This is a genomic window from Microcoleus sp. B3-A4, assembly GCF_036705385.1.
Classification (GTDB): Bacteria; Cyanobacteriota; Cyanobacteriia; order Cyanobacteriales; family Microcoleaceae; genus Microcoleus.
In genome coordinates, this window is record NZ_JAUBUI010000017.1 from 1 (window position 1) to 20,210 (window position 20,210).

9 protein-coding genes are annotated in these 20,210 nt (G+C 46.8%); 3 read left to right on the forward strand and 6 right to left on the reverse strand.

Annotation, left to right across the window (positions count from 1 at the left end; translation table 11 throughout):
• Window positions 1–161: 161 nt before the first annotated feature.
• Window positions 162–1,142 carry an ABC transporter ATP-binding protein gene (locus QUB33_RS10015; protein WP_333349938.1) on the reverse strand — a complete coding sequence of 327 codons (981 nt, stop codon included), beginning with the start codon at window positions 1,140–1,142 and terminating at the stop codon, window positions 162–164.
• A gap of 110 nt (window positions 1,143–1,252) precedes the next feature.
• Between QUB33_RS10015 and QUB33_RS10020 the strand changes: the two genes are divergently transcribed.
• Window positions 1,253–1,441 carry a hypothetical protein gene (locus QUB33_RS10020; protein WP_333283429.1) on the forward strand — a complete coding sequence of 63 codons (189 nt, stop codon included), beginning with the start codon at window positions 1,253–1,255 and terminating at the stop codon, window positions 1,439–1,441.
• Window positions 1,442–1,530: 89 nt separating this feature from the next.
• Here the strand turns inward: QUB33_RS10020 and QUB33_RS10025 are convergent, their stop codons facing one another.
• The gene (locus QUB33_RS10025) at window positions 1,531–2,460 is read right to left on the reverse strand and encodes a phosphoribulokinase (RefSeq protein ID WP_039887089.1); all 930 of its coding nucleotides are present in this window, start codon (window positions 2,458–2,460) and stop codon (window positions 1,531–1,533) included.
• A gap of 624 nt (window positions 2,461–3,084) precedes the next feature.
• On the opposite strand from QUB33_RS10025, the gene QUB33_RS10030 reads away from it, so the two are divergent.
• Window positions 3,085–4,218: an adenylate/guanylate cyclase domain-containing protein gene (locus tag QUB33_RS10030; RefSeq protein WP_333349942.1), complete on the forward strand. Its 1,134-nt coding sequence runs from the start codon at window positions 3,085–3,087 to the stop codon at window positions 4,216–4,218.
• Window positions 4,219–4,292: 74 nt separating this feature from the next.
• Here the strand turns inward: QUB33_RS10030 and QUB33_RS10035 are convergent, their stop codons facing one another.
• From QUB33_RS10035 to QUB33_RS10050, 4 genes are all read right to left on the reverse strand, one after another.
• A complete protein-coding gene (locus QUB33_RS10035) occupies window positions 4,293–5,936 on the reverse strand; it encodes a GTP-binding protein (RefSeq protein ID WP_333349944.1) in 1,644 nt (547 codons plus the stop codon).
• A gap of 619 nt (window positions 5,937–6,555) precedes the next feature.
• The gene (locus QUB33_RS10040; protein WP_333349946.1) at window positions 6,556–7,689 is read right to left on the reverse strand and encodes a hybrid sensor histidine kinase/response regulator; all 1,134 of its coding nucleotides are present in this window, start codon (window positions 7,687–7,689) and stop codon (window positions 6,556–6,558) included.
• A 54-nt stretch (window positions 7,690–7,743) separates the two neighbouring features.
• Complete coding sequence (locus QUB33_RS10045) at window positions 7,744–8,820, reverse strand: hybrid sensor histidine kinase/response regulator (protein WP_333349948.1); 1,077 nt, start codon at window positions 8,818–8,820, stop codon at window positions 7,744–7,746.
• Between the two features lie 9 nt (window positions 8,821–8,829).
• The gene (locus QUB33_RS10050; RefSeq protein ID WP_333349950.1) at window positions 8,830–17,070 is read right to left on the reverse strand and encodes a PAS domain S-box protein; all 8,241 of its coding nucleotides are present in this window, start codon (window positions 17,068–17,070) and stop codon (window positions 8,830–8,832) included.
• A 1,164-nt stretch (window positions 17,071–18,234) separates the two neighbouring features.
• On the opposite strand from QUB33_RS10050, the gene QUB33_RS10055 reads away from it, so the two are divergent.
• Window positions 18,235–20,166, forward strand: coding sequence for a HAMP domain-containing sensor histidine kinase (locus QUB33_RS10055; protein ID WP_333349953.1), 1,932 nt, complete (start codon window positions 18,235–18,237; stop codon window positions 20,164–20,166).
• Window positions 20,167–20,210: the final 44 nt, after the last annotated feature.

Consider the following 20,210-nt stretch of genomic DNA (forward strand, 5'->3'; position numbering starts at 1 on the left):
ACTACAAAAAACTACAGAGAAAATTATTCATATAAGTGTAGCATATTTTGGGTTAAAGTTAAGATGCGTTTACCCTGGCATCTTGCCCCTTTTCTTATTATTAGTCAGGGCGGGCAAGATGCCCAACCCCTACTCCCCACAATCAACTTGATGTATGGACTTCAACCACTAGAATAAATCCCTCTTTCTTGCAGTTGCTGCATAAAAAACTCTTCCAAACTAGGCTTAGCCAAATTCATCCCAATTAGCTGCCCTCCCGTACCGCTCAGACTAGAAAGAAACTCCTTCGGATCGCCCTGCAAATGACCGTACCACAAATCATTATCCACTTCCATATCCGGTATCCATTTTTTCAGGATATTCAAGTGGCCGCCCCTACCTTCAACCCGGTAAGTTTCAGTATTACCCAATAGTTCGTCGATCGCACCAATGCAGATTAACTCACCCTTCGCCAAAATAGCCACTCGATCGCAAATCTTCTCCACATCTGACAATATATGAGAATTAAAAAAAATTGTTTTTCCTTGATTTTTCAGCGATAAAATTATCTCCCGCATCTGATAGCGTCCCATCGGATCTAAACCCGACATCGGCTCATCCAAAAATACCACATCTGGATTGTTAATCAAAGCTTGAGCCATGCCGATCCGTTGCAGCATTCCCTTAGAATACTGGCGCAACTGTTTTTTAATTGCCGCCGATTTAGATAGCCCAACTAAGTCTAGCAAATTCGGAATTCGCTGTCGCTGAATTGAGGGGGGAATTTCAAACAAGCCCGCCGCAAATTGCAAGAATTCCCAGCCGGTGAGATAATCGTAAAAATAGGGATTTTCTGGCAAATAGCCGACTCGCTGCTTCACGGTGCGATCGCCCAAAGGCTTCCCCAACAGCAGCGCCCGCCCAGAAGTGGGGCGCACTATACCCAGCAAAGTTTTCAACAGCGTAGTTTTCCCCGCTCCATTTTGCCCTAACAACCCGAAAGTTTCGCCCTCAGAGACAGTCAGAGTGCAATTTTTGAGCGATTCAATTTTTTCATTCATCCAGAAGCCGGTACGGTAGAACTTCCCCAGATTAAATGTTTCCACCACTGGGGTAGCTCCGGGCATCTCGGTGAAAGTTGGCGCATCTATAAGAGGTTCCATTTTTGTCAGAGAAATAACTAGCACCTGATTATATTCTATTGCATAAGTTAAGTAATAATTGCTGTTTTTAATGTTAAACTAATATTAGCTGTACTTAAAATTGGCAGAATATGGATCGTTCAAAAATTATTGCTATTATCACTGGGGTGATTTCTATAATTTTAGCAGTTGCCTACCTGCTGCTCGTCACCCTCCTCGACTTCCGAGGCGAAATGCTGCCCGCACCTCAAAGTCAGTTGCCAGTCTCCATGCCACTTCAGCAATTAGGCACGGCTAACCCGACTTTGCGAGTACATTAGTTATTGGTTATTGGTTATTGGTTATTAATCATTGCAATAGCAACTAACAACTAACAACCAACAACTGCCAACTAACAACTAACAACTAACTAATAAACATGAATTGCTTTCATCATGTGATAGGCAACTAGCAACTGCGTCAAAGCTAGCGGATAACTTTGCAAAACTTCACCAGTGGTGCCGATCAGTTTGCCAATTTCCGGGTTGCCTTGGGCGGTGCAAAATCCCCGCAGGTGTGGCAACTCGCTGCACAAGAGCATTTCCAGTTCGTTTACTTGATCGCTGGTAGCGTGCGAGTCTACTTCCAAAACGTCAACAGGTTTGCCCATATCCCGATCGAGTCCCAAGCGAATTGCAGGTTTAAAGCTCTCGCTGCCTCGACCTAAAATTTCAGTAAAATCAGGGTGAGGAATTGTCGGCCTGAGAACTAAACGGACGCTCAAATTCGATTCATTGTCCGCTTCTGGCGGGTAAAAACTAACTACAACGTCGGCCGATTTGCGCTGAGGGCGAATGAAGTCTTCAGAGTCCGGTTCCCGTTTTTTTATTTCTGCAAGCACCTGTTCTTCAGTATAGCCGCGCTTCATAATATCGCGCTTAACTTTCCACTGAGTTCGCAACTCTTCGGGAGGAGCCAGATACACTTTTACGTCGTAAGAATCGCGGATTGTTCGAGTTGCGTAACCCAGCAAACCTTCAACTATTACAAATTTGCTGGGCTTGATATATTCCGGCGGGTCGAATGTACCTGTCGTGTGGTTGTAGATGGGTTTGAGAATTGCTTGTCCGGTACGCAGCAGGCTGAGGTGCTGCTGCATGATGTCGAGGTAATTGCAGTCGGGATGCAATGCTGTGATTCCGATTTCGGCCCGCTGCTTTCTGTCGTAGCGATGATAGTCGTCAGTGCAAATCACAGTAACATTTTCTGGCCCCAATACTTGGGCAATTCCCCGCGTCAGGGTGGTTTTGCCCGCTGCGCTGTCTCCGACAATACCGAGAATAATTGGTCGATCGCTCATTGTTTTTACCCGGACGCACAATAGCAAATTTTGTTGTCAATCTTAAATAGTATCAAAATTGTGTTCGATCCGATCGCTCGGTTTGACTTTATCCCCCCGGAGTCTTCCCCACGTGTAAAATTATTGTTATATTTCTTAATATAATGCGGCACCGCAGACTCAGGGAGCATCTGATTAAAAAATCACGCCAATTTATCAACCCCCCAAGATGTCGAGCGTACTTTTGAATCCAGCTATTGTCACAATTTCGGAAAAATTATCTCTGCAAAGTGTCTCGCTAGTCTGTTTCGTAGTGCAAATTGCAGCAGAGGTGGAGTTCGTATGATATTTGTGGTTTCAAAACCGGCAACAAGCAGTGCATCAACTTGCCCATCACTCAATCGACGCGAAGGTCGATTAAATTTACGCGCAATATGAAGTTTTAGCCCCAGCTTTCGCTGTTTTGAAAAATTAGTATAATAAATTTGAGTTCAGGAGGCAATCAGGCCCTCATAAACCTGTTTTTTTCCTCTTGCTAGCCTTCGGCAATGCGTCTTTCCGGGGAAAAAAATAGGTTGGGACGCACCCGTGCGTAATTTATAAATTCAAACAAATTTTAAGTTTACCTAAGCCCGTAGCAAGCCGATGAATCAACCATCTTCAGAAAAATTAAGGGGCAGTATTTTAATTGTGGACGACAGTCTTAACAATTTATTGTTACTGGAGCTGATCTTATCGAGGAAAGGCTATAAAGTAGAAGCTGCATCGAGCGGTCAACTGGGACTCGATTCTGTGGATTTGGCTCAGCCTGACTTGATTTTGCTGGATATTATGATGCCCGATATGGATGGCTATGAAGTTTGCAGTCGCTTGAAAGCGAGCGCTAGCACTCGTGGCATTCCCATTATTTTTCTGAGTGCTGTGCTAGAAGCTTCTGAGAAGGTGAAAGCCTTTAATTCTGGCGGGGCGGACTACATTACTAAACCTTTTCAACCTGTAGAGGTGGTAGCTAGGGTAGAAAATCAGTTGCGGCTGCGGGAACTAGAGTTGCAACTGAGGGATAAGAATCTGATGTTGCAGCAGGAAATCGCCTCTCGGGAACAGGCTGAAATGGAAACGCGGTTGCTGTTGGAAACAACCAAGTCTCAGAAAGAAAAAATTGAAGAATTGCTATTAAATATTTTGCCGAAACCGATTGCAAAGTGCTTGCAGGAGAGACAAAGCATAATTGCTGACAGCTTTTCGGATGTCAGCGTTTTATTCGCCGATTTGGTGGGATTTACGAATTTTGCATCTCAAACAAGCGCGGCAGAAACAGTGAAAGTTCTGAATCAAATTTTTAGTCAATTTGACGAGTTGTCGTTACGGCACGGTTTGGAGAAAATCAAAACTATGGGTGACGCTTACATGGTAGTGGGTGGTTTGCCCGAACCCCAGGAAAATCACGCTTTTGCGATCGCCCAAATGGCACTGGATATGCAGGCTGCTGTCGCTAGCTTCAATGTCGAAAACAATCACAACTTTAGTCTCCGCATTGGAATAAATATTGGTGGGGTGGTGGCAGGAGTCATTGGTTTAACTAAATTTAGTTACGATTTGTGGGGGGACACAGTAAATGTTGCTCAGCGGATGGAATCAAACGGTATTGCGGGGGAAATTCAGGTGACTCCTGCGGTTTACGATCGTTTAAAAGATAAATTTTTGTTTAAAAGGCGCGGTGCTGTTGAGATTAAAGGTAAAGGAGAAATGATGGTTTATTTGTTGGTAGGGCGAAATTAGTTATTAGTCAGTTGTGAGTTGTCAGTTGACAATGCCCAATGCCCAATTCCCCGTTCCCAATGCCCAATTCCCAATTACCACTCATCGTTGCGTTTGTTGCTGTAAGTTTCCCAGTCGTCTTGTTGCGGCTGCTGATACAAAGGTTCTGGTTCTATTTCTGATTCCAATTCGGCGGACATTTCTAATTCGGGTTCCGATTCCTGCTGATAAATATTCAGAGGTTCGACAACGCGGGCGATCGCATCTTTGACAAATGCTTTGACAAACTCGTCTTTTCTATTTAACTGAAACTGCCTTTGCACAACTTCGGCGATGCCGCCGTCGCCCCAATCTTGGTCGTGGCGGAAATATTCAATAAAACTTTTACCCGCAATTCTGGTTAAATAAGCCGCACTGACGGCTTGAATTGCTTTGCCCAGTACAAACCCGGCTACGCTCAACTGCAGCGCCCTTGACACTACTTGAATTACGCCTTCAACTATTCCCAAACTTGCTAGGGTTTTTGCTAAAGACAATGCCAATTCTTTCGCGCGATCGATATTTAACTCGCAGCCGTAAATCTTGGCAATTTCTACTACCATTTGAGCGTTAACTGCTGCTGTCGCTAACAAATCCACAACTGGCAAAGGCGTGACAGCAATTACTCCGGCTCCGATCCACTGAAATCGCTCTACTGCCTTATCAGCTTGCCGCCTTCTTTGAGCATCAATTAACTTGCGCGCTTGGTCTCCCAAGTGCTGAGATTGCAGCAAAATATTGTCCGCAATTAAGTCTTCGCCTTCAGCTCGCAAAATCGCAGCGACGCGCCGAATTAATGGCATAATATCCGGGTCGGGCTGAAAAATTGTGCCGTCTTCTAGTACAACTTTTTGCGGATTGGCGCTAATAGCGACTACATCCATTGCTGATACAAAACCTTTGACTCGCTGCCGCAGCCGATCGAGAATTTCATCTCTGTCGGTGTCGGGATAAAGGTCAACTTTATTAAAAACCACGATCGACCTTTTGCCAATTTCCGCCAAAGTCCGCAGCGGTTCGTACTCGGATTTTCGCAAATCGCCGTCCAAAACAAATAAGATCAAATCTGCCCTCGCCGCCAACTGCCTCGCCAATTCCTCTCTGTAAGTCCCCGCAACTCCCGCTTCCAAGATGCCTGGGGTATCGGTAATTGCTAATTCTCGATCGATTCCTTTCAATTTCAGAGTGTAAGTTTCCCCAACTTCGGTAGTTCCCATCGGCGCGCCCACCTGTCCCGCCATCCGCCCCACCAGCGCATTCACAGCGGAAGTTTTGCCCGCAGAACCGGTGCCGAAAACAACTACTCGAACGCTGCCCCTAGCCATGCTAGCTTCAATTTCGCGGGCTCTCAACAGCAAAGCTTGCCGCGCTACTTCATCTTGAATGCGATCGACTTGTTGCCTGATTGCTTTAAGATTTTCCGAAGCTGCTTCACTTTTTACAACAGGAACCTTCGGAGTAATCGGCCGTTTTCCCTTAACTTTCTGAGGGCGTTGCAGCAGCCTAAAATAGTAAACCAGCGCAAAAATTAGGGTTCCCAAAAGTACAATTATCAGGAAAATCAGCAAATTAGCCAGCAGCGGAGAAGCAGACCACGCAACTTGACTGTAAAGCCCTGTTAAGGAACTCACCAGCCCAATAATCAGCCCCAGGGCGAGGCAGAAAGCAGCAATTAAGGTTAACAGGCGCGGCAAAGGCATGAGGGGAGTGGCAAATAAAAGGGTTATGCTTTGATTTTTACATTACGCCGATCGTCATCAGTCATTGCAAATCTAAAATCTAAAATGGCGAAGCGCCCGATCGTACTGCGCGAACCCGCAAATCCCGATTCTGTCGCACTGCGGGCGCGATTTGCGGGGTTTTAGCGGTAGCGGGTGCAGATGGAGTGCGATCGCGCCCGAGCCTGCAATTGTAGCTTGCACGAGAACTAAGTAAGTCGGTGGGAAAATTCGCCAGTATGTAACAAAAGATTAAGTAGGGTGAATCGAGTTAAATTTAATAGGTTGTGTAAGGTTGTGTACGGTTTTTTCTTTACCTTCTACCCCATGAATTACCCCAGAAGCAAGCTCTAATTCGGAGTCAAATATTTGCCCTGCTCGTTCATCTTTTTTGATGTGTTGCCACTCCCATGCAAACCAAATTTATTCCTTCTCATTTTCCCTAACGATGCCACCGGACTTGATATAATATCATTTCCCGTTACACTCCTTATGATGTTGACTGTTGACGCCGTGAACAGTCAACAGTCACCAGTCAACAGTCAACAGTGAACTCGAATTTACTATTCCGATGCTAACGGATTTGATATAAAAACTCATGCTAATTGCCGACAATCGGCAGAGTGAGATGTACCGTTGTTTCCTTTTGATAGATACTGGTAATTGAGAACTCTCCTCCTGCCAGTTCGACAATTTTCTGGACAATTTTTAAGCCGATACCGGTGCCCTGTTGCTCATACTTTTTGCGCTCAAACTGCATGAAGGCACCAATTTTAGCAATTTGCTCTTCTGTCATGCCCTGCCCCGAGTCTTGTACAGATAAATGCAGCATCTCCCCTAGGACTTGACTACTAACTTGAATGGTTGTCTCTGGTGGGGAGAATTTCAGTGCATTATCAATTAATTCATAGAGCAGCCTTGATAGATATCGCTCTGATAGAGCGATCTCCGCTTCCTCAAGAGTTAACAACAGATCGTTGCTACGGTTGACCTTCTGAGCCTGGTATTTCAACTCGGCTTCAATGGCGGAAGCTGAAAATTGAGTCCGGGCAGATTCGAGCTTGTGCTGTTGACTTGCCGATAGTTCTAACCCTAAATAAATCAGGAATTTTTTCGTTAATGTTTCTAGGCGACGGGCAGAGTCATGTGCCCAGCCTAATATCTCCCGGATTTGGGCGATCTCCATGTCTTCCATCTCGTCCTTGAGCCACGCGATCGTGCCTAAGATGCCATTGAGGGGCGTATTCAGTTCGTGGGATAGAGTAGAAGCTAAGTTGCCACGCAACTCATTGAGGGTGCTGTCCAAGAGATTGATGGTATTTTCTTGGATGTGGTATAAGTTCTGGATATTATCATACTGTTGCTTGATTCTGAGCATTGAATGCACGCGAGCACGCAGTTCAATAGCATTTACAGGTTTACTGATGAAGTCGTCAGCACCGGCAGTTAGACAGTTGGCAAGGTCTGATTTTGAGCTTAATGCTGTCACCATAATGATGGGAACGGCTTGCCATTTTGACATGGCTTTGATTTGCCGACAAATCTCGATGCCGTCTATTCCCGGCATCATCACATCCAGCAAAATAAGATCCGGATCAAATATCTCCAGGGATGCGATCGCTTCTTGCCCGCTGGCAGCATAATGCAATTGATAATCCTGTTCTGATAACAGGGTTTCAATCACATCAAAGTTATCCGGCTCATCATCAACAATTAAGATAGAGAATTGAGACATAATCACCCGTTCAACAATGTAAAAAATTTTATGACTTCACGTGATAGCCATCAGCTAGGCTGCCAAAGTGATTTCAAAAATGGCTCCTTGGGGTTGGTTATTTCTTACACAAATGTCACCCCCATGTGCTTCAACTACCATTTTGCAGAAAGCTAAACCCAACCCTATTTGAGAAACCTCCGACATCAGATTTCCAATCTCGTATTTCTCAAAAATCTTGTGCCGCAATGTATCAGGAACACCCGGCCCCGAGTCGATAACCTGGATTTTGGCGTTGCCCGATGTGGGGAATTCTACATTCACTATGACTTGACTATTGCGTGGGGAAAACTTAATAGCATTCGAGAGGAGATTATCCAGCGTTCGATGTATCATGGTGGCATCAACCGAGACTTTCCTACTGGTTTCTTCGGGTAATTGAGCGACCAGCGACTGATTTTTTTTAGCAGCGATAGCTTCAAAGCTTGATATGGCAGAGTTCACGAGTTGGGACAAATCGACCTCTGTGTAATTGAGACGATTTTTACCGGATTCTAGTAAAGCAATTTGCAATAAATCATCAATTAATAGCTGTATTGCTTGTGCTGAAGAGTAAAGTCGAGCCAGTTGAGTTTGTAGTTTTTCTCTAGGATACTCTATGCTTTTTAGGAGTTCCAAGCCAAGCAAGATACCAGCCAGGGGATTGCGTAAATCGTGGACTACCATTTTAACCATATCTTCCCGCAATTTGAGTAAGCTTTGCAGGTCGTCATACTGGTGCTTAATTCGCAGCATAGAGTGAATTCGGGCACGCAGTTCAATACCATTTACAGGTTTACTAATGAAGTCGTCAGCGCCGGCCGTGAGACAATGGGCAAGGTCGGATTTTGAGTTTAATGCTGTCACCATAATGATGGGAACGGCTTGCCATTTTGGCATGGCTTTGATTTGCCGACAAACTTCGATGCCATCTATTCCTGGCATCATCACATCCAGCAAAATAAGATCGGCCTCAAATATGTCGAGGGATGCGATCGCTTCTTGCCCGCTGGCAGCGTAATGCAATTGATAGTCTTGCTCGCTCAAGAGGGTTTCAATTACATCAAAATTATTGGGATCGTCGTCAATGACTAAAACGGATGGTCTGTTCACGGGTTATCTTTACTTAGAAGCTAAAAGTTGTTGAATAGTGCTTGCCAATTGCTTCAGCTTGACGGGTTTGGTGAGGTAATCATTGGCTCCGGCGGCAAGACAACGATCGCGATCGCCCGTCATGGCTAAGGCAGTTAGGGCAACGATCGGCAGATCGACTAAGTTTGGATCGCTGCGAATACGCTGCATAGCTTCTAGACCATCCATACCGGGCATTTGAATGTCCATCAAAATTAGATTGGGGTTTTCAGACTTTGCCAGGGCGATCGCCTCTTCTCCATTCTTAGCCAAGAGAATGCGATAGCCTTTAGCTTTCAAGTAGCTCGAAATCGTAGTGATATTGGCTTCGTTATCTTCCGCCAGCAAGATTAAGGGAGAGGCTCCCCCTTCGGGCTCGCTGGGTTCGATGCGGGGCTCTGTCTGGGATTCGAGGTCAGGAGGAGAAGATGGCGCACAAGCAGTGCAGGGAAGGTCGATCGTGAAGCAACTTCCTACACCCACAGTGCTGGTGAGCCCCACCTGCCCGCCGTGGAGTTCGACGATGCGTTTCACCAGGGCAAGCCCCAAGCCAGTGCCTGTATATTGACGATTCAGGGCGCCATCGATTTGGATAAAGGGCTGAAACAGTTTGTTGATATGTTCTGGGGCAATACCAATACCTGTATCGATGACGGCAATTCGCAGAGTCTCTTTGACCAAAAAATGGGGTGGGGAATCGGCAGAACCTGGGTCGGCAGGGCGCTGTTGACCGCTGACTTCTAGGGTTATGCGTCCTCCGTTAGGAGTGAATTTGACAGCGTTATTGAGCAGGTTGATCAAGACTTGGCGCATCCGCCGTTCATCAATCAATAATTCGGGCAGATTGAGTTGCACTTTAATCTCTAGTTGGATGCGTTTTTGCAGGGCTTGTTGTTTGATAAATGCCAGACTGGATTGACAGAGATTATTGATTGAAACTGGGGTGCAATCGAGCTCCATTTGACCCGATTCAATTTTGGCGACATCCAAAATGTCGTTGATTAACTCTAGTAAGTGAGAGCTACTCCGCTCGATGGTTTGTAAAGCTTTGATTTGTTGTTCGTTGATGATGCCAAAGACTTGCTCTTGTAGCCCCTCGCTCATGCCCAGAATGGCGTTGAGGGGGGTGCGGAGTTCGTGGCTCATGTTGGCAAGGAATTCGTCTTTGAGACGGGTAGCACGGGCCAGTTCTTCGTTAGAGGCTCCCAGTTGTTGGTTGCGCTCGGTGAGTTGCTGCTGGGCTTGTTGTCGTTCTGTGAGTTCTTGCTGCAACTGCTTAAATAGGCTAGCTTGTTGAATTGCGATCGCCAACTGGTTGGCAATTTGTTGCAGGAGTTGCGCTTCAGACTCTTGCCATACTCGTTTTTCTCGACAGGCATGGACGACTAACACCCCCCAGAGCTTATTGGTTTGCCCAGGGGCAACCCATCTATGGCTTTCGCTGCTTCGGACTTCTTGCAGGATAGGTGCAACCATTTTGGACTGGACTTGACCAGCGGTTGCGTATTCCACCAAGCAATCAGTCCAGATATCCGTCATTACATCGGGGACGATGCGGGGCTTACCCTGCCAGTACCGGTTGAGGATTTCTGGAGACCACTGTTCGCCCTCCCAGTGATGGCCTTTGAGCGCGGGGAACTCGCTAGACACAGCTTCTTCAACAATTTGACTTCTGCCATCGCCAAATAGCCGGAACACGATGATCCGATCGCCTTGCAAGATTTCTTTGACTTGTGGTATCACAGTCGCCAAAATTTGGTTAATATCCAACGATTCGCGAATTTGCTGTGCTATCGCTCCCAAAGTTCGCTGCCGTTTCAGTTGTAAAGCGATCGCGTTTTCTGTTTGCTTGCGGATAGCCAGTTCTGATTGTACCTGTTCGTAGAGGTAAGATTGCTGAATTGCGATCGCTAATTGGTTAGCAATTTGTTTAAGTAAATTGATTTCCCAGTCTTCCCACTGGCGCGGACGATCGCATTGATGAACAATCAGCAACCCCCAGAGGGTTTGATTCTGAATAATTGGAACTACGAGTTTGGCTCTGACCTCGATGTCTGCGAGGAATTCAGCCAAGCAGGGTACGATTGACTCGTTTTCATCTTCGCTATCGTTGAGGGCATAAACTCTTCCTTGGAGATAGCGCTGGTAGTTCTCTTCGGGGAAAACCTCTTCTGGGAAGAGGATATCCAGGAGCTTAAGCCTATTTGGCGAAACAGATTCAGCAATGGCAGCCCCCGTCCCTTCAGGAAAAACTCGATAAACCAGCGTTCGGTCTGGTTGCAAGACCTGATGGATTTCCTCAACAGTGCTATTGAGAATCTCGTCGAGATGCAGAGACGATCGCATCCGTTTAGTAATCGCTCCCAGCAAACGTTCCAGGTCTGTTCGTTGTCGCACTTTCTCTTCGGCTTCTTTGCGATCGGTGATATCCTGAAACGTGCCTACCAGACCAATAACATTATCTGAGCAGTCTCGCAGGGGAGCCTTGTGGGTTTCGATAAATAGTGCTTTACCATTGGGTAGGGTTAGCGTTTCTTCGATCCCTAATATAGATTCACCCGTTTCTACTAACCACCGATCCATCGCACAATAGCTGCTCACCTCGACTTTTTTCGGGCAAATATCTAAATCTGTTTTACCTATAATTTCGGTCGTAGATGGCAAGCTTAGAGTTTTGGCAAACTTCTGATTGCATCCTAAAAAAACAGACTCTCTATTCTTCCAAAACACGGCGAGCGGGATGGTATCGAGTACCGTTTGCAGAAACTGCTGAGATTCCTGCAAAGCCTTCTGGGCCTGTTTGCGATCGGTGATGTCTACTAATACACAAATAGTTTGATCCTCTGAGCCTGGAAGAAGTGCGGCTCCGAGCAGGACAGCAATCCGGCTGCCATCCTTACGGTAGTATTCCTTTTCCAAGGACTCGATCTCGCCTTCCAGTCTCAGGCGATCGAGCGCTATAAAATCAGCGGGGAGATATTCGGGGGGGGTCATGGCATCCCAATGAATCATCCCAGCATTTAGTTCCTCCCTAGTGTAGCCAACCATCTGTAAGAAGCGATCGTTGGCCTCGGTAATGTTCCCCTGAAAATCGGCAAACATCATGCCGCTCACACAGGAATCAAACACCCGGCGGAAGCGCATTTCACTGCTTTCCCTGGCGAGTTCAGCTTCTTTGCGATCGCTGATATCCGATAAAATTCCCTGGATGCTAATCAATTCCCCTTCAGCATTTATAACGGGTGTGGCGCTGCTTCTCACCCAGACATAATTGCCATTTCGGTGGCGGTGTCGGAACTCATAATCACTTGACTTTTTACCGAATTTGATATTCTCCTGATAACCAGTAACCACCAAAGGGCGATCCTCTGGATGCACCAGAGATATAAACGACTTACCAATCCATGCACCCTCCTCCCAGCCAAACATCGTCTTGAATTGCGGTGACAAATAAGTGAGTAGGCCATCGGGTTCACATGACCAGATCAAATCATTAGCCCCTTCTACCAGCCGTCGGAATTTAGCTTCACTCTCTGCTAATTCGGCTTCGATCTGTTTGCGATCGCTGATATCCCGGCATACACAAATCAATAATCCATCGTCTGTGAGGGTGAGGGATAGCCCTTCGGCAAAGGTAGAACCATCTTTGCGCTTGGCGATCGCCTCTCCCTCCCAAGGGCGATCGCGCCCCAGCATCGGCAAGACTTCCCGCTCAAACCGTTCTACCTCGTGTTGGGGATACAAAAGTTGCCAGGTTTTGCCCAGCAGTTCTTGAGAATGTTCGTAGCCAAACAGTTCTAGATGGGCTTGATTCACATAGAGGTAGGTATCTCCTTGGATAATCCCAATGCCGTCGATCGCCGCCTCAATTGCCGCCAGTTGTCTTTTTAGGGTTTCTTCCGTTTGTTTGACATCGCTAATATCCGCAAAATAGCCAACAATCTCGGTTGGGCGACCTTGTTCATCTCGCACCAGGCGCAGTGCATCCCGTATCCAAACGTAGTGACCATCGCGATGCAAAAATCGATATTCATGCTGATGAGTGTCGTACTCAAAGAGAGCCGATAGATGTGTAAAAACTATAGGGGCATCTTCTGGGTGAATATGGTTAACCCAGAAGGCTGATTCCGAGAGAAATTCTTGTGGTTTGTAGCCCAAAATGGCTTCAATATTTTTGCTCATGAAGGTTGCTGCATAGTCGCCATAGGGCTTACAGCTATAGATCGTGGCGGGACTGGATGCCAGAAGAAATTCGAGGCGTTCTTTCAACAGGCGATTTTCTCGCTCTGTCTGTTGGCGATGGGTAATGTCTTGGATCAGGGCCAGCGAATAGAGATGTCCATCATCACACGATAGGACAGAGGTCGAAATGGAGATAGTGCGCCGCTGTCCATCTTGACGCTGGATTTCCCTTTCCACAGCGATCGGCTGCATCTGTCTAAAGTTGGCGATCGCCTGTTCTCGATCTTCTACATTCGGGTACAAGCTTTGATACCACCCCAGACGGTTAATTTCTTCTAAGGTGTAACTCGTAATCTCTTGCATTTGCTGATTCCAGACTGTGAAGCGGACAAAGGGAAACTCCTCAACTGGATGGAAAACGCACAGCCCTTCTGCCATGTTTTCTACAATTTGTTGACGGAAAGTATTTTCCTGCTGAAGCGTTGCTTCGGCCAACTTGCGATCGGTAATGTCGAAGCCAATGGCTAGATACTGAAAAGGTCGCCCTTGTTCGTCCAAAAAGGGGACGAGGGTGGTGGCAACCCAGTACAGGCTACCGTTTTTTGCGCGATAGCAAATTTCACCGCGCCAAATCAGACTGCTGTTAATGGTTCGCCACAAGTCTTGGAAAAAAGCAGGGGGATGATAGCCAGAGTTGACAATGCGATGGCTGTGTCCGATCAGTTCATCGCGGGAGTAGCCAGAGACTAAACAGAAGCGATCGTTGACGTAGGATATCACCCCTTCGCGATCGGTGATGACCACAATGGCAGACTGATCCAAGGCCTGTTTAAAGGCTGATAATTCTTGAATTAACTGCTGTCGTTGGAGTTCAGCCTGTTTGCGTCTGCTAATATCCAAGTTGACCCCAATCATGCTCTGGGGATTGCCTTGGGCATCTCGCAGGACCATACCAAAGGTTTTAATAAAGTGGAGGCTGCCATCGGGATGCAACACTCGAAATTCGGTATTAAATTCTGCCTGTCCTAAGACGGCTTGCTGGAGCAAGGTTTCGGTGGCGGTGCGGTCTTCGGGATGTAGCCGGTTTGCCCAAATCTCGTAAGGCAGAGGGGAATCAGATTGTTTTGTGACACCGTAAAGTTCGTACATCCGCTCATCCCAAAAGACGGTGTTCTGTACAATATCGAAGTCCCAACAGCCGATCGCCCCTGATTTGAGAGACAAGGCGAGGCGATCCGATACTTTCTGTAGTTCCACTTCTGCACGTTTGCGATCGCTAATATCTTGGGCGATGCCTAAAAAGCCGATAATTTGCTGATTGACATCCTTGAGGGTGCTGATGGATAGCGACATAGGAAATCGACAACCATCTTTGCGGATATAGCTCCACTCTTCTTCGCTGACAATACCTTGGCGTGCTTTGGCAACAAGAACCTCAAAGCCGGGGGGAATATTTTGCCCTAGTTCGGCAGATAGTGATGCTGCCCGGTCAATTACCTCATTTGCATCGTGGAAGAGTGCGGGGGAGGCTTTGCCGATGATTTCTTGAGCCGTGTAACCCAGCATCCTTTCGGCTCCAACATTAAAGGTCTGGATGATGCCAGTTGGGTCAGTGGAGATGATGGAGTAATCAGCACCATCAAGTATGGCGCGTTGCAGGCTGTTGACTTGCCAAAGCTCTTGGGTGCGTTCTTCGACTTTTGCTTCTAGCTGTTGGTTGAGTTCCTGGAGTTGTTGTTCGGCAAGTTTGCGATCGCTAATGTCTGTAGTAGTTCCTACATACCCGACAACTTGCCCGTCTGCATCCAGTTCGGGAACGGACTGCCCATATACCCAAACCACAGCACCGTCGGGATGTTGAAAGCGATATTCGAGTTGGAAAGAGCCCTTTTCTTGGAGAGATTGCTCCCATTCGGCGATGACCCAATCGCGATCGTCGGGGTGTAGCCCTTGTTGCCATCCTTCCCCGATGGCGGTTGTTGGGGTAAGTCCGCTGATGAGACACCACCAATCGTTAACATAGATGCACTTGCCCACAGCATCGGCGCGGAAAATCCCCACTGGTACCGCTTCCACTAGGCTGACGTAGCGTTCTTCGCTCTCTTGCAGGAAGGCTTCTGTTCGTTTGCGATCGCTAATGTCGGTAATGGTGCCTATATAGCCACTCGGATGTCCATTGGCATCGAGTTCGGCGACGCACTGCCCATAAACCCACGTTACCCCACCGCCGGGACGTTGAAAGCGATATTCGAGTTCAAAAGAGTGGTCTCCTTGAATGAATTGCTTCCATTGGGCGATGACCCAATCGCGATCGTCGGGGTGTACTCCTTGTTGCCATCCCTGTTGGATAGTGGCTCCTGGTGTGAGTCCGGTGAGCTGAAAGTAGCGATCGTTGACATAGGTGCATAGCCCCTCCGGAGCGGTGCGAAAAATCCCCACCGGAGCGGCTGCAGCAAGGGCGGCGTAGCGTTCTTCGCTCTCGATCAGGGTGGCTTCGATCCGCTGTCGCTTTACCAGTTCATTCTGCAATTTTTGCTGGATCATGGATTGCCCAAGGGCGATCGCCACCTGTAGAGAAACTTGTCGCAGGAGTTCGATCTCGTCAGTCGTCCAAGAGTGTGCAGTGGCTCGATAACTGGCGATCATTAATCCGCGCAGTTGTTGCTCAATCACGATCGGCACCATCAGCTTGGCACGAATATCAAACCCCACTAACATTTCCTCATGGCACTGGGTCATTTCTTCGTCGTAGATGTCGTTGATGACGCGAATTCTGCCCTGGCGATAGGGTTCAAGCCATTCTGGGCTCATGCAAGGATCGTGGGCTTCCCTATGGAGCACCGATCGCCCCGTGTCGGTAATAGCTTCCGCAATCACGGTGCCGCTATAGTCAGGCCGAAACTGGTAAATGATGACGCGATCGCACCCCAGAAGCGAGTGAATTTCGTGCACTGTAGTATGCAGAATATCTGACAAATTCAGGGAGGAGCGGATCTGTTCGGCAATGGTATTGAGAAGTTGCTCTCGATCGGCCTTTGCTTTGAGGGCGGCTGTCCGAGCTTCCACCTGCTGCTCGAGCTCAAGGTTGCGATTTGCCAGCAGCGCTACCTTTTCCGCCTCTAGGCGCACCACCTTCTCTTCCCACTTCTGAACCAGTTTGTATAGCTCCAGCGGGTTGAGGGCTTGCAGCAAACTGGTCTGGGTGACGATGCCTAATAGTTCTCCTAGCTCGCCTGTCACCGCCAACCGACGGATCGATCGCTGCTCCATGATCTGCTGCACAGTCCAGAGCGACTCCTCTGGCTTGACCTTAAAAATCGGCGTACTCATTACCGCCTCAGCTAGACAGGTTTCCAGGTTCAAGCCCAATGTCTGAAATTGCACAATATCCCGCTCGGTGAGAATCCCCACTGGAATTTGTAGCGGTTCAGTAGAGATTCCGCCCGGGTGTACAATCATCACGGAACTGACGCGATGCTCTGCCATAAGTTGAGCCATGACCAGTAGGGAAGAATCTGGCGCAGCACAAATCACTTCGCGGGTCATCACTTCTGCTACCATACGCAACCGCAGCAGGTCGATCGGTCGAGAGGTTTGGCGCAGACTTCCGTGAGTCACTAGGCCCACTAGGCGATCGAGTTCGTCCAGGATGGGCAAATGGCGAATGTGGTGCTGCAGGAGCAGATTAATCGCAAAAAATATATCGGTGAAGGCGGACTCGCGGAGGGTGACGACGGGATATGCCATCACCTCCCGGATCGCCAAATTTTCCAAGGAACGCTGCTGGGTAATCAGCCGCACCACGTCTCGCTCGGTCAGTACGCCGACCAATTCCTCGTTTTCCACTACAAACACGCAGCTCGATCGCGCCTCTAGGTGGAGGTCGTCAAGTTGACCATCGGCCGTTCTAGGGGTGTTGCAGAGCGATCGCACGCCGCTCATTTGGGCGATCGCATCCATCACCGTCGTATCGGGCGAAACCACCAAGGGTTCCCGGACGATCGCAGTCCTGATCTCTATTGGAGTGAGAGCCGTAGTACGCATGAACATGAGTTTATAGGGTTTTATTGCTGATTATTTTTGTAAACACTTCGCCTTAAACACATGAGCTGATAGCGTAGCCTGGGGTCAGCCATAGTAACGAGAAAAGTTACTTAGCTGCACGACATTCTCTAAATATTATATTTACTTACAGTTCGCTTCTGCATGAAATTAGTTAGGGAAATGTGGCGACTCTAAGGTAAAGATTTCTTATCACTTTCATGAGATTATAAAAAGATAAAGTAACAGTCTTTCATCACTTTCATGAGATAATAAAAAGATAAAGTGCCGTAAACCATTTATCACTATGTTTAAGCTCGGAGAACTCGGCGTAAAGATAAAATTTGTTGACGATTGACGATTACGGTGAATTATACAGAGCATACAGAACAATATTCCCAGAAGTGAGAAGTTGTGAGGCGTTTAATTACTTTCATATGGGGGTTTTCTGAGATTAAGCGTAAAATACTACCAGCAATATCTCGTGTAGTGGGATTAAGCAATGAACAAAAACTCTGGCATTTTCTAAGCGAATTGCTTGAAAATTAGAAGGCTTGAGAGAGCTAGATTAAACCTTATTCTACAAGAACTACCCGCATAATATTTTTTTATAATTATTGTTGATAAAGTCAATACTCCGGACAGTTTTGGGAACGATACTACAAGCTTACGCGGGGCAAGGATCATAAAAAAGTCGAATTAAATGTAAGTCAGGGGTGGAGCTGACATTGATTTAATTATCCACAGGGGCTGCGAAGTCCTACAGAATAAGCCATTGGGCCATATAAAAACTGTCCGGACTATTGTAAAGTAGGAAATTAAAATAAAGGGAAGACAACCGATTATCTGAAACGATGTCACCAATTAAATAGAGTTTAAGTAAGTCGGGGTGAAAAAAACGAACTCTGTTAAAAAAACCAGTGAATACAGAGAATGTTTCTACTGAGGCAACTCAATATATGGGCGCTATATTAACAGAAACCCGGTTTTTTAACACCAGTGCCTGCTGGAAGCTCCGAAAGTAGAAACGAGAAACCGGGTTTCTTACGCCAGGTAAGAGCGTCCTAATTTACAAAAATTATCAAATTAACTATCGATGCGGTACTCTCAACTCAGCCGCGAGTTAAGTTAGACTGAATTGTCAGTGCGTGAATTATTCACAGGTTAGCATCTATGCAGCTCAAACATCTGAATCAGCCTTCACAAGAACTCTCTACCTCTTGCGAGCATAACATCAAAGAGACCCAGCCACCAAAGCCCAATTATTTCGCTCACATAGCCCGTTCCTTGGGCAACCTCAGTATTCATGACAAAATCTGGCGTGGGTACGCACTGGCTCTTTGTGTTGCGATTGGGGGAACGACTGTCGGGATGTTGGTGGGCACTCATTACTATCGCAGAATTAACAATCAAGTACACCTCGATCGAGAAAGTCAGCTTTTACATAAGTTGCAGGTGGCTTTAGTGCGGACGCAAAACAGCCAAGAGTGGCTGATTTACGGCATCGACAAGCCCCAAATATTTGACAGCAAATACAAACAGCTACAAAAGAATATTTACAGCTTAAAAGTGTTGCTATCTGAAGTTAAGAAACCTAAATACCTGAAACAAATAAAAGGGATAGGTAAATTTAGAAATACTTGCGATTCGCTACTGTCTAAATATATTTATCAACTAGAAATAGTTAATAAAAAAGTTAGTCAGTTGCCTAATAACCCCGCTCAACAAAGCGTAAAACGTAAGTTGCTGTCGAATTTCGCTCGAAATAAAACAGGGTTGCAACTAGATACGGCTGTCAATGATATAGCAGCAATTATCGATCGCACCCAAGAGCAAGAAGATGCAGGGCGGGAGGATCTGCTGCGAGCCCAGACGCTGCGGGTGCAAATAATTTTGGGTAGCATGGCACTGTCGATCGTCGTTGCAGCAGTGCTGGCGCGCTTCACCAGTCGGGCGATCGCCAAACCCCTCGCCGCTGTAACTAAAATCGCTCAGCGAGTGACTGAAGAATCTAATTTTCAGTTGCAAGTACCAGTTACCAGCACCGATGAAGTGGGAGTATTAGCAGCTTCGCTGAATCAACTGATTCAGAAAGTAAATCAGTTGCTACAAGAATTGAAATCTGAACAACAAACCCAGATACTTCAAAATGAAAAAATGGCAACTTTGGGGCGGATGTTAGCCGGTGTTGCTCACGAAGTTAACAACCCAATCAATTTTATCTATGCCAATATCGACCCAGCCCGAAATTATGTTGAAGATATTTTAGATTTGCTCAAAACTTACGAAACACAAATTGCCAACCCGCCTGCCGCAGTGCTGGCGAAAGGCGAAGAAATAGACATCGATTTTCTCAAAGAAGATTTAATCAAAATATTTGACTCGATGCAAGTAGGCGCTGAAAGAGCCAAAGCTATTATCTTAAGTTTGAAAGATTTTTCTCGCCTCGATGAGGCAGCCCCTCATCCCGTCGATTTGCACGCCTGCATAGACAGCAGTTTGCTGATTCTCAACAGCCGCATCAAACAGGGCATTGAAGTGGTATGCAATTACGGGAATATTCCGAGTGTAGAAGGCTATATGGGTTTGCTTTACCAGGTATTTGTGAATCTTCTGAACAATGCACTAGATGCTGTGGAAGAGAAAGCGAAAATTGAGAAAACTAGCTCGGAGGAGGCGAAAAAACAATCGGCTTCCGACTCAAGCAAACAAGAAGCACCGAGTTTTTCGCCGAGAATTGTGATTGCTACAGAATATTTGGACGACGACTCCGTGGTAATACGAATTTCTGATAACGGTATGGGAATAGCGCCCGAGAGTCAAGAAAAAATGTTTGAAACATTCTTTACTACTAAACCGAGAGGTGTAGGTACTGGTTTGGGATTGGCAATTGGTCGCGAAATTATCGTTAAGAAACACGGGGGGACGATTAACTTTTGGTCGGAGGTGGGAACGGGGACGGAATTTTCGATCGCCCTGCCGATTAAGTATGAGGATTCAATGCCAAATCCGCTCTTACCACCTCCAATTGCTCGGGAATCAAATTCCCTAGGCAACGAGAAAGTGTCAACCAAGACCGAAAAAAGAGGAACTGTAAAAACTTAAAAATTATCCGTTTTTATCCCTGTTTGAAGAAAGAATGCAACTGC